13 protein-coding genes are annotated in these 10635 nt (G+C 66.0%); 9 read left to right on the forward strand and 4 right to left on the reverse strand.

The genetic code is table 11. The features are described 5' to 3' along the window. Positions 1–7 precede the first annotated feature (7 nt). A complete protein-coding gene (locus QZ609_RS02540; protein WP_365900782.1) occupies positions 8–817 on the reverse strand; it encodes a DUF1223 domain-containing protein in 810 nt (269 codons plus the stop codon). Positions 818–1118: 301 nt separating this feature from the next. Here QZ609_RS02540 and QZ609_RS02545 point away from each other — a divergent pair, with 301 nt between their 5' ends. From QZ609_RS02545 to hpaI, 8 genes are all read left to right on the forward strand, one after another. Then, positions 1119–1409, forward strand: a complete 291-nt coding sequence (locus tag QZ609_RS02545) for a DUF1488 domain-containing protein (RefSeq protein ID WP_295490642.1) — start codon at positions 1119–1121, stop codon at positions 1407–1409. Positions 1410–1634: 225 nt separating this feature from the next. Continuing rightward, positions 1635–2402, forward strand: a complete 768-nt coding sequence (locus tag QZ609_RS02550; protein ID WP_295490646.1) for a fumarylacetoacetate hydrolase family protein — start codon at positions 1635–1637, stop codon at positions 2400–2402. Further along, complete coding sequence (locus QZ609_RS02555) at positions 2399–3169, forward strand: fumarylacetoacetate hydrolase family protein (RefSeq protein WP_295490650.1); 771 nt, start codon at positions 2399–2401, stop codon at positions 3167–3169. Before QZ609_RS02550 ends, QZ609_RS02555 begins: the two co-directional genes overlap by 4 nt. Positions 3170–3177: 8 nt before the next feature. Then, positions 3178–4659: a 5-carboxymethyl-2-hydroxymuconate semialdehyde dehydrogenase gene (gene hpaE, locus QZ609_RS02560; protein ID WP_295490681.1), complete on the forward strand. Its 1482-nt coding sequence runs from the start codon at positions 3178–3180 to the stop codon at positions 4657–4659. 61 nt (positions 4660–4720) lie between these two features. Then, positions 4721–5578, forward strand: a complete 858-nt coding sequence (hpaD, locus tag QZ609_RS02565) for a 3,4-dihydroxyphenylacetate 2,3-dioxygenase (RefSeq protein WP_295490653.1) — start codon at positions 4721–4723, stop codon at positions 5576–5578. Positions 5579–5591: 13 nt separating this feature from the next. Beyond that, complete coding sequence (locus tag QZ609_RS02570) at positions 5592–5981, forward strand: 5-carboxymethyl-2-hydroxymuconate Delta-isomerase (protein ID WP_295490656.1); 390 nt, start codon at positions 5592–5594, stop codon at positions 5979–5981. A gap of 3 nt (positions 5982–5984) precedes the next feature. Next, positions 5985–6794: a 2-oxo-hept-4-ene-1,7-dioate hydratase gene (gene hpaH / locus QZ609_RS02575; protein ID WP_295490658.1), complete on the forward strand. Its 810-nt coding sequence runs from the start codon at positions 5985–5987 to the stop codon at positions 6792–6794. Between the two features lie 29 nt (positions 6795–6823). Continuing rightward, complete coding sequence (gene hpaI, locus QZ609_RS02580) at positions 6824–7630, forward strand: 4-hydroxy-2-oxoheptanedioate aldolase (RefSeq protein ID WP_295490661.1); 807 nt, start codon at positions 6824–6826, stop codon at positions 7628–7630. A gap of 3 nt (positions 7631–7633) precedes the next feature. Here hpaI and hpaR read toward each other — a convergent pair whose 3' ends face one another. Then, positions 7634–8098 carry a homoprotocatechuate degradation operon regulator HpaR gene (hpaR, locus tag QZ609_RS02585; RefSeq protein ID WP_295490663.1) on the reverse strand — a complete coding sequence of 155 codons (465 nt, stop codon included), beginning with the start codon at positions 8096–8098 and terminating at the stop codon, positions 7634–7636. A gap of 14 nt (positions 8099–8112) precedes the next feature. Further along, positions 8113–8922 (reverse strand): exodeoxyribonuclease III, encoded by an 810-nt coding sequence (xth, locus tag QZ609_RS02590; RefSeq protein ID WP_295490666.1) that lies wholly within the window; start codon positions 8920–8922, stop codon positions 8113–8115. A gap of 117 nt (positions 8923–9039) precedes the next feature. Between xth and QZ609_RS02595 the strand changes: the two genes are divergently transcribed. Next, the gene (locus QZ609_RS02595; RefSeq protein WP_295490668.1) at positions 9040–10314 is read left to right on the forward strand and encodes an amidohydrolase family protein; all 1275 of its coding nucleotides are present in this window, start codon (positions 9040–9042) and stop codon (positions 10312–10314) included. A 55-nt stretch (positions 10315–10369) separates the two neighbouring features. Here QZ609_RS02595 and QZ609_RS02600 read toward each other — a convergent pair. Beyond that, the coding region (locus QZ609_RS02600) for a M3 family metallopeptidase (protein WP_295490671.1) at positions 10370–10635 on the reverse strand (266 nt) is incomplete at its 5' end.

Genomic DNA, 10635 nt, shown 5'->3' on the forward strand with positions numbered 1-10635 from the left:
TCACGCCTCAGCGGCATAGCGGCGCGGAGACCGCTTGCAGGATCTCCGCGTCGCGCGATCGTTCGATTAGCGCCGCCAGCCCCACGTCCGCCGGCCGCGCGCCGGCGGGCAGGGGGATCTCGCCTTGCCAACTGGTCGCCGGTCCATTCAGCCGGATCGGCCCGATCCATTCGCGCACCACATGATCATGGTGCAGTTCCACGCCGCCGTTCTCGCCGCCGCTCGGGTGGCTGATCAGGCCGTTTTGCGTCAGCGCGATCCAGGCGATGGTCGCATCCGTGCCGGATGCCGCGCCAGGCTGCAGCGTGAAGCGTGCGCGGGTTTGCAGTGCCACGCGCGGTGTGTTGCTGGTGACGGCATCCAGTGCAATACCTGCCATCGCCGGACGCGCGTTACGCGCCTCGATGGCGCGCGAGAATTCGCCCGAATCCGCCCACCGGCGGAACTCGCGCCCTGACACAAATACTTCCGGCGTGTAGATGGTGGATGCCCGGGCTGCGTCACCCAGTGCGCGCTGGCGTGCGGTAAAGGCCGGGCGGTCGAACGGGTCTTTCCAGCCCAGGCTGTCCCAGTAGTCCACATGCATCGCCAGCGGAATCCAGCGCTGCGGATCGGCTGCGGTGCGACTCAACCATCGGTCCGCCGGTGGGCAGCTATTGCATCCCTCTGAGGTGTACAACTCGACCACCGCGACGGTGTGCGGTGGACTTTGCACATGCAACGCGCTGCAATCGGCGGCGTGCGCCAGGCGACCCGTCGTCATCGCAACCAGGGTTAGCGCAGCGGCGCGCTGCGTTGTTCGGCAAATGAATCGCATGGTGCGCTCCTGTTTGGAGGAAGCGTTCGGTGTGGCCCCCACATAGCTTCTGTCGGGCGACGCACGTCATCCTGACAAAAATATACGAGGGTCGCGCGCAGCCGCCATCTCCGGTGCTGCCTGGGGTGGCGCAGCGGAAGGGGCTATGGGCTTTCGGGTTTTGCGAAGGAGGTCGCACGCCAAGCGCAACCTATGGTTAAAATGAGCCACGCAGATCAACGAAATCGTGCCGGCCCCCCCGCACGGTTTCCACGCCCGACGGCGTGTGCGCTGTTGTCCATTGCAATCGGAGGGCTGTGAAATGGAAATCAAGTTCGAATCGAAAGAGGAGTACCCCGTCAACAACGAGGGCCTGCTGTTCGACGCACTCGTGGACGGAGAAAAGGTGACCTGCGTGGCAACGCGCGAGGCACTGTGGGCCGGACTGGACAGCGACCAGGTGATGTCCCTGCAGGCAGCCTTCGAAGCGGGGCGAGAACGCATCCAGGACGCCGCCCGCGTGCTGATCGCTGACGGTGTGCAGCGAGCCCATGGATTGGAAGATTTGCCGCAACCGGTGGTGGTCAAGGTCGTGCATATCGCATCCGCTTGATCCTGTTCGATTGCCTTTGCAGGCATCGGCGTGTCCGATGCATTCGCATGGCGGGCCCACGTCCGCCGTCCCCCGAAAGCCGGTCTCCATGACCGGCTTTTTCATTACCTTTGCAGAAATTTCCGACTTGACAGTGGCCGTGCTTCCGCTAGATTATTAACATGTTAATGAAATGAGGCAGCGCGCGATGGGCGTGCGCCAGCCCGGATGCACGAGGAGACCTTTATGCGGCGAGGCAGGGTGACATTGCCGGACGGCCGAGTCCATGACATCACGCTTGCGCATGCGCCGGCGGCTGGCCGCGCGGAGTCGGGCGCAGGTTTGCACTGGCTGCCGCCAGTGGAGGGTACGGTGGTGGGAGCGCTGCTCAACTACCGCGACGAGATCGATGCACTGGGCGATGCGCTGTCCGCGCCGCCATATCAGGCACCACCCAAGGCGCCGATCCTCTATATCAAGCCGGCCAACACGCGTATCGGCCATGGGCATGACGTGACATTGCCCGTGGATGTCGATGCAGTCTGGGCGGGTGCCTGCCTGGGTGTGGTGATCGGCCGCACGGCCACGCGCGTCAACCCGTCACAAGCGCGCGACGTGATCGCCGGTTACACCATCGTCAATGACCTGACCGTGCCGCACGCGAGCTACTACCGTCCGGCGATCCGCCACAAGTGCCGCGATGGCTTCTGCCCGATCGGCCCTTGGGTCATCGACCGCAATGACGTGCCTGATGCCGATGCGCTCGACATCGCCGTGCGCATTAACGGCGAGACCAAGCAACGCGCCAACACGTCGACGCTGGTCCGCCCGATCGCTCAACTGATTGCCGATGTGACGGCCTTCATGACGCTGGAGCGCGGCGACGTGCTGCTGGTCGGCATGCCCGATCACCCGCCTCTGGCGCGCGCCGGCGATCGTATCGATATCGACATCACCCACATCGGCACGCTGACCACGCATCTGGTCCGCCACGCGCAGGAGGCCACGCAATGAAACACGCGCGCATCGCCTATGACGGCGCAATCCACCGCGTCACCGCCGTACCCGGCGACGATACCCGCGTGCAACTGGCCGACGGCCGCGTGCTGCACGAAACCGAGGTGGTCTGGCTGCCGCCGGTGGAGCCGCGCACGATCTTCGCGCTGGGTCTGAGCTACGCGGATCACGCCAAGGAACTGGCCTTCAAGGCCCCCGAGGAACCGCTTGCGTTCCTGAAGGGCCCGAACACGCTGATCGGCCACCGCGCCCACACCGTGCGCCCGGCCGGCGTCGCCTTCATGCACTACGAGTGCGAGCTGGTGGTGGTGATCGGCAAGACCGCGCACAACGTGCCGCGCGAGCGCGCCTACGACTACGTCGCCGGCTACACCGTGGCCAACGACTACGCGATCCGCGATTACCTCGAGAACTACTACCGCCCGAACCTGCGCGTGAAGAGCCGCGACACCTGCACGCCCATCGGCCCCTGGCTGGTCGACCGCGACGACGTGCCCGACCCCATGAACCTCGCCCTGCGTGCCACCGTCAATGGCCGCGTGACGCAGGAGGGCAGCACGCGCGACATGATCTTCGACATCCCGGCGCTCATCGCATGGTTCTCCAGCCTCATGACGCTCGGCGCCGGCGACATGATCCTGACCGGCACGCCCGAGGGCCTGGCCGATACGCAACCCGGCGACGAGGTCGTCACTGAAATTGAAGGCATCGGCCGACTGGTCAGCACCATCGTCGCCGAACAACCGAGCAAGGAGCCCGCATGAACACGCGCATGAATCCCGTCAGCATGGACCCGATCCGTCACTGGATCGACGGCCGCCAGGTCGACAGCGCCGAGCGCTTCATCACCACCAACCCGGCCACGGGCGAGGCAATTGCCGAGGTGGCGTCGGGCGGTGAGGCGGAGATCAACGCGGCCGTGGCCGCAGCCAAGGCGGCGTTCCCGGCCTGGGCCAACACGCCGGCCAAGCAGCGCGCCAAGCTGATGCGCCGCCTGGGCGAGCTGATCGAGCAGAACGTGCCGCACCTGGCCGCACTGGAAACCATGGACACCGGCCTGCCGATCACGCAGACCAGCAAGCAGCTCATTCCACGCGCATCGGAGAACTTCCACTTCTTCGCCGAGGTCTGCACGCAGGTCAATGGCCGCACGTATCCGGTCGACGACCAGATGCTGAACTACACGCTCTATCAGCCGGTGGGCGTGTGCGCGCTGATCTCGCCGTGGAACGTGCCGTTCATGACGGCCACCTGGAAGGTCGCGCCGTGCCTGGCGCTGGGCAACACGGCGGTGCTGAAGATGTCAGAGCTGTCGCCGCTGACGGCGGATCAGTTGGGCCGTCTGGCGCTCGAAGCCGGCATCCCGCCGGGCGTGCTGAACGTCGTCCAGGGCTACGGCGCCACCGCTGGTGATGCGCTGGTGCGCCATCCGGACGTGCGCGTGGTGTCGTTCACTGGCGGCACGACCACCGGCAAGCGCATCATGGAACGCGCCGGGCTGAAGAAATTCTCGATGGAGCTGGGCGGCAAATCCCCCGTGCTGATCTTCGACGATGCGGACCTGGACCGCGCGCTCGATGCCTCGCTCTTCACCATCTTCTCGATCAACGGCGAGCGCTGCACAGCCGGCTCGCGCATCTTCGTGCAGGAAACCGTCTACGACGACTTCGTGCGCAAGTTTGCCGAGCGCGCCAAACGCCTCACGGTGGGCGATCCGACCGATGAGAAGACCAACGTCGGCTCGATGATCACGCGTGCGCACTGGGAGAAGGTGACAGGCTATATCCGCCTGGGCGAGCAGGAAGGCGCCAAGATATTGGCCGGTGGCCCGGATAAACCGGCGGGCCTGCCCGAGCACCTGAAGAACGGTAACTTCGTCGCGCCGACCGTGCTTGCGAACGTCGACAACCGCATGCGCGTGGCACAGGAAGAGATCTTTGGCCCGGTGGCCTGCTTGATCCCGTTCAAGGACGAGGCCGACGGCCTGAAGCTCGCCAACGATGTGGAATACGGCCTGGCCTCGTATATCTGGACGGAAGACGTGGGCAAGGTGCATCGCCTGGCGCGCGGCATCGAGGCGGGCATGGTGTTCGTCAACAGTCAGAACGTGCGCGACCTGCGCCAGCCGTTCGGCGGCGTGAAGGCTTCGGGCACCGGCCGCGAGGGCGGCGAGTACAGCCTGGAGGTGTTTGCCGAGCTCAAGAACGTCTGCATCTCGATGGGCAGCCACCACATCCCGCGCTGGGGCGTTTGATGCGCCACCGCACGTACAGCACGACACAGCACTAGCGCACTAGAGGGCGGAAGGAGACACCATGGGCAAGCTGGCATTGGCCGCGAAGATCACCCACGTACCGTCGATGTATCTGTCGGAGTTGCCCGGCAAGCATCACGGCTGCCGCGCGGCGGCCATCGAGGGCCACCGCATCATTGGGCAGCGCTGCCGTGACCTGGGCGTCGACACCATCGTCGTGTCGGACACGCACTGGCTGGTCAACGCCGGCTATCACGTCAACTGCAACGGGCGCTTCGAGGGCGTCTACACCAGCAATGAGCTGCCGCATTTCATCAAGGACATGCGCTACAGCTATCCGGGCAACCCGGCATTGGGCCACCTGATTGCCAAGACGGCGACCGAGCATGGCGTGTTCACACGCTCCCACGAGATCAATAGCCTGGACCTCGAATACGGCACGCTGGTGCCGATGCGCTACATGAACAGCGACCAGCATTTCAAGGTCGTATCGATCGCCGGCTGGTGCGCATGGCACCAACTGGACGAGAGCCGCCGCTTCGGCGAAGCCCTGCTCAAGGCCATCGAGGCCAGCGACAGCACCGTGGCGTTCTTCGCCAGTGGCTCGCTGTCGCACCGCTTCAATGACAACGGCAGTCCGGAAGACGCCATCCACAAGATCAGCCGCGAGTTCTACAAGCAGGTCGACCTGCGCGTGGTCGACTTGTGGAAGCAGGGCGACTGGAAGACCTTCTGCGCCATGCTGCCCGAGTTCGCCACGCTGTGCTGCGGCGAAGGCGGCATGCACGACACGGCGATGCTGCTCGGCCTGCTCGGGTGGGATGCCTATGACAAGGGCGTGGAGATCGTTACCGACTACTTCCCGAGTTCCGGCACCGGCCAGATCAACGCGATCTTCCCGCTGCCACAGCGGGCATGAGCAGGAGACCACCATGCCGCACGTGATCGTCGAATACACCGACAACCTGGGCGACGACGCCCGCATCCCGCAGCTGCTGGAGACCATCAACGCCACGCTGATCGCGCAGAACGGCGTGTTCCCGACCGGCGGCATCCGCTCGCGCGCCATCAAGCTGACGGAATACCGCGTTGCCGACGGCAAGGAAGACGACGCCTTCGTCCACGTGACGATGAAGATCGGCGCTGGGCGCTCGGCCGAGGTCAAGAAAGCCGCCTGCGACGCGCTGTTCGAAGCGATCAAGGTGCATTTTGCCGACGCCTTCGCCAAGCGCTACCTCGCGCTGTCGATGGAGCTGACCGAGTTCGACGAGGGCGGCAGCTACAAGCACAACAACATTCATGCTCGCTTTCGCAAGGCGTAATCCATGTCAAACATTCCTCATGTTCCTCATCGGCTGATTGCGCGCAATCTCCACCAAGCAGAGATCGATCGCAAGCAAATCCGCCAAGTCTCGCTCGACCACCCGGACATCACCATCGACGATGCCTACGCCATCCAACGCGAATGGGTGGCGATGAAGCTGGCCGAAGGGCGGCGTCTGAAGGGCCACAAGATTGGCCTGACCTCACGCGCGATGCAGCAGTCGTCGCAGATCGACGAGCCGGACTATGGCGCGCTGCTCGATGACATGTTCTTTGCCGAGGGCAGCGAGATTCCCGCTGGGCGCTTCATCGTGCCGCGCGTGGAAGTGGAGCTGGCCTTCGTGCTCGGCAAGCGGCTGGAGGGGCCGGAGGTGACGCTGTTCGATGTGTACGAGGCCGTGGATCACGTGATCCCGGCGCTGGAGATCATCGATGCGCGCTCGCAGTCGATCGACCCGGACAGCGGCCGGCCGCGCAAGGTGTTCGACACCATCGCCGACAACGCCGCCAACGCCGGCGTGGTGATGGGCGGCCGACCAATCCGCATGCGCGATGTGGACCTGCGCTGGGTGAGCGCGATCCTGTCGCGCAACGCCGTCATCGAAGAGACGGGCGTGGCGGCCGGCGTGCTGAACCATCCGGCCAACGGCGTGGTGTGGCTGGCCAACAAGCTGGCACCGCACGGCGTGGCGCTGGAGCCGGGGCAGGTGATCCTGGGTGGCTCGTTCACTCGGCCGGTGCCCGCCCGCCCCGGTGATACATTCCACTGCGACTACGGCCCGCTCGGCAGCATCGCCTGCCATTTCGTTTAACCGTCTAACTCTGACAGGACGCCCACGACATGCAGCTTCCGGTGAACCACTTCAAGCGCGCGCTGGCTGAGAAGCGGCCGCAGATCGGTCTGTGGCTGGCGATGGCGCATCCGTATCCGGCGGAGATCGTCGCCGGGGCGGGCTTCGACTGGCTGCTGATCGACGGCGAGCATGCGCCCAACCAGTTGCAGTCGACGCTGGCGCAATTGCAGGCGGTGGCGCCGTACCCGTCGCACCCGATCGTGCGCCCGGCCTGGAACGATGCGGTCGAGATCAAGCGCCTGCTCGACATCGGTGCGCAGACGCTGTTGGTGCCGATGGTGCAGAGCGCCGAGGAAGCACGCGCAGCTGTGGAGGCGATGCGCTACCCGCCCAATGGCATTCGCGGCGTGGGCAGCGCACTGGCCCGTGCGTCCCGTTGGAGCCGCGTGGACGACTACGTCCGCCGCGCCGACGCCGAGATGTGCACGCTGGTGCAGGTGGAAACGCCGCGCGGCGTGGAACACCTCGATGCCATCCTGGCCGTGAACGGCGTGGACGGCGTCTTCATTGGCCCAGCCGACCTGGCGGCGTCGATGGGCCACCTGGGCGAGCCCGGCCATCCCGAGGTGCGCAAGACCATCGATGACACCATCCGTCGCATCGTTGCCTCAGGCAAGGCAGCGGGCATCCTGTCGGCCGATCCGGCGCAGGCGCGCCACTATCTGTCGCTCGGGGCGACCTTTGTTGCGGTGGGGACGGATGTCACGCTGCTGGCGCGTAGCGCCGAGCAATTGGCACGGTCGTTCTCTGGCGGCGAGGCGGGTAAGCCGACACAAGCCGGCGCGGTGTATTGACGGTCAGTCGTCGCCGGCGACACGCTCGTCGGTGCCGTGCGCCTCGATGATCTGGATAGACTCGTCGATCGCGCTATAGAGCGCATCCAGTCGCGCGCGCCCGAGCTGCGACTCGATCCGCGCGTATTCCGCATCCACCTGCGGTTCCACGTCGGCCAGGAACCTGCGGCTCTTGGGCGTGAGCGAGATCGTCTGCCGGCGCTGGTCCACCGACGAGCGCGTGCGCACGATCATGTCGGTCTGCTCCATGGTGGCCAGCATGCGCGTCAGGCTCGGGCTGAGGATCAGGCAGGCGTCGGCGAGCTGGTTGGGCTCCATGTCGCCGGTGTCGTTGAGCGTGCGCAGCACGCGCCATTGCTGCTCCGTCACGCCATGCTCGCGCAGGATCGGGCGGAAGCGCGCCATGAAGGTCTCGCGGGCGCGCAGCAGCAGGTGCGGCAGGTTGCGGTGCTTGAAGGTGGAAGCCATGCCGGGTGCCTGCCTTATGCGTCGCGCAGGGCGGCCACCACGGGCGTGTGGTCGGACGGCTGTTCCCAGCCGCGCGGCACACGGTCGATGTGGCACGACTCGCACCGGCGGGCGAGCTCGGGCGACAGCATGATGTGGTCGATGCGCAGGCCGGCATTGCGCTTGAACCCAAACATCCGGTAGTCCCACCACGAGAACTGCTTGTCTTCCTGCTCGAACATGCGGAAGGCGTCTACCAGGCCGGCTTCCTGCATCGCGCGAAATGCCGCGCGCTCTTCCGGCGACACCAGGTTCTGGCCTTCCCACTTCTTCGGGTCGTGCACGTCGCGATCTTCCGGGGCGATGTTGAAATCGCCCAGCAGCATCAGGCGCGGGTGCGCGGTCATCTCGGCCTTCAACCAGTCTTGCAGCGCGGCCAGCCAGCGCATCTTGTAGACCATCTTGTCAGAATCCAGCGCCTGGCCGTTGGGGATGTATGCGGAAATCACCCGCACCGGGCCGCTGGCGGCGTCGTAGGTGGCCGCCACGATGCGCTGCTGCTCGTCGGCAAAGCCGGGGATGTTCTTGACCACGTCGCGCCCCTCGGGCAGCGCGGCCTTGCGCGCCAGGATGGCCACGCCGTTGTAGGTTTTCTGGCCCGTGAACAGGGAGGCATAACCAGCGGCATCGAGCTCGGCCAGCGGGTAGCGGTCATCCGGTAGCTTCAGTTCCTGCAGGCAGAGCAGGTCGACGGGCGTGGCGTCGGCTTCGCGCTCGGCCAGCCACTGCAGCACCTGCGGCAGGCGGACTTTGAGGGAGTTGACGTTCCAGGTGGCGACGCGCATGGGGAATCGGTCCTTGCAGTGGGCAGCGGCGGGGCGACGCTGCGCCGTTCGAATCGAGCGCTATTGTGCCATCAAGCGTTGCGGTAGATTGAGGGCATCGACTGAACGGGAGTCCTCATGGATTACGTGATTCGCAACGCCAGCCTGCCCGACGGGCGTACCGGCATCGATATCGGTATCGCACGCGGGCGCATCGACGCTGTGCAATCCAACCTGCCTGCGCAAGGCGCCGAAGAGATCGACGCGGCCGGCGCGCTGGTCTCGCCGCCCTTTGTCGACGCGCATTTCCATATGGACGCGACGCTGTCCTACGGCCTGCCGCGGGTGAACCAATCGGGCACGCTGCTCGAAGGCATCGCGCTGTGGGGCGAGCTCAAACCGACGCTCACGCAGGAAGCGCTGGTCGAACGCGCACTGCGCTACTGCGACTGGGCGGTCGCGCGAGGCCTGCTGGCGATCCGCTCACACGTGGACGTGTGCGATGCACGCCTGCTGGCGGTCGAGGCACTGCTGCACGTCAAGCGGCAGGTCGCGCCGTACCTGGACCTGCAACTGGTAGCGTTCCCCCAGGACGGCGTGCTGCGCAGCCCCGGCGCGTTCGACAACCTCAAGCGCGCCATCGGCATGGGGGTGGACGTGGTCGGCGGCATCCCACACTTCGAGCGCACCATGGCCGACGGCGCCGAGTCCGTCCGCCTGCTCTGCGAATTGGCGGCCGAGCGCGGCCTGCGCGTCGACATGCATTGCGATGAGTCCGATGATCCGCTTTCGCGCCACATCGAGACGCTCGCCGCGCAAACGCATCGCCTGGGTTTGCACGGCCGCGTGGCGGGCTCGCACCTGACGTCGATGCACTCGATGGACAACTACTACGTCAGCAAGCTGCTGCCGCTGATGCGCGAGGCGGGTGTGGCGGCGATCGCCAATCCGCTGATCAACATCACGCTACAGGGGCGCTCCGACACGTATCCGAAGCGGCGCGGCATGACGCGCGTGCCCGAGCTGTTGGCCGCCGGCATCGACGTTGCCTTCGGCCACGATTGCGTGATGGACCCGTGGTATGGCCTCGGTTCTGGCGACATGCTGGAGGTGGCGCACATGGGCCTGCACGTCGCGCAGATGACCGGGCAGGACGCCATGCGCCAGTGTTTTGCCGCGGTGACGGAAACCCCCGCGCGCATCCTCGGCCTTGAAGGCTACGGCATCGCCCCGGGCTGTCATGCCGATCTGGTGATGCTCGATGCGCGCGACCCGATCGAGGCGGTCCGCCTGCGCGCGGCGCGCACGCTGGTGATGCGGCGGGGCAAGGTGGTGGCGCGTACGCCTGCGCCGCACGCAACGTTGTCGTTGCCGGGTCGCCCGGAGCGGGTGGATTTTCGCTTGCCGCAATAAAAAACGCCGCTTCGGCGCGTGGCACGAAGCGGCGTTTCGGCGAGGGCGTTGCCGGTCAGACTGGCTCGGCGGTCACCACCATGCCGCCGTGGCGCAGCAGCGCGTCGATCGACGGTGCGCGGCCGCGGAAGGCCGTGAACGACTCGATCGCCGGGCGGCTGCCGCCGACGGCCAGCACCTCGCGGCGATAGCGCGCGCCGGTCTCGGCGTCGAGCACCGAGCCGCTCAGCTTGCCGGCCTCTTCAAAGGCCGCATAGGCATCTGCCGACAGCACCTCGGCCCACTTGTAGCTGTAGTAGCCCGCTGCATAACCGCCCGCAA

Origin of the sequence: uncultured Ralstonia sp. (assembly GCA_913056305.1) — a bacterium.
Classification (GTDB): domain Bacteria; phylum Pseudomonadota; class Gammaproteobacteria; order Burkholderiales; family Burkholderiaceae; genus Ralstonia.

Bases quoted from the DNA above. Each gene is read 5' to 3' on its own strand.
- hpaR (WP_295490663.1), bottom strand. From the start codon at position 8,098: ATGGCTTCCACCTTCAAGCACCGCAACCTGCCGCACCTGCTGCTGCGC.
- QZ609_RS02570 (WP_295490656.1), top strand. From the start codon at position 5,592: ATGCCGCACGTGATCGTCGAATACACCGACAACCTGGGCGACGACGCC.
- xth (WP_295490666.1), bottom strand. From the start codon at position 8,922: ATGCGCGTCGCCACCTGGAACGTCAACTCCCTCAAAGTCCGCCTGCCG.
- hpaI (WP_295490661.1), top strand. From the start codon at position 6,824: ATGCAGCTTCCGGTGAACCACTTCAAGCGCGCGCTGGCTGAGAAGCGG.
- QZ609_RS02595 (WP_295490668.1), top strand. From the start codon at position 9,040: ATGGATTACGTGATTCGCAACGCCAGCCTGCCCGACGGGCGTACCGGC.
- hpaH (WP_295490658.1), top strand. From the start codon at position 5,985: ATGTCAAACATTCCTCATGTTCCTCATCGGCTGATTGCGCGCAATCTC.
- QZ609_RS02555 (WP_295490650.1), top strand. From the start codon at position 2,399: ATGAAACACGCGCGCATCGCCTATGACGGCGCAATCCACCGCGTCACC.
- hpaE (WP_295490681.1), top strand. From the start codon at position 3,178: ATGAATCCCGTCAGCATGGACCCGATCCGTCACTGGATCGACGGCCGC.
- QZ609_RS02550 (WP_295490646.1), top strand. From the start codon at position 1,635: ATGCGGCGAGGCAGGGTGACATTGCCGGACGGCCGAGTCCATGACATC.
- QZ609_RS02545 (WP_295490642.1), top strand. From the start codon at position 1,119: ATGGAAATCAAGTTCGAATCGAAAGAGGAGTACCCCGTCAACAACGAG.
- QZ609_RS02540 (WP_365900782.1), bottom strand. From the start codon at position 817: ATGCGATTCATTTGCCGAACAACGCAGCGCGCCGCTGCGCTAACCCTG.
- hpaD (WP_295490653.1), top strand. From the start codon at position 4,721: ATGGGCAAGCTGGCATTGGCCGCGAAGATCACCCACGTACCGTCGATG.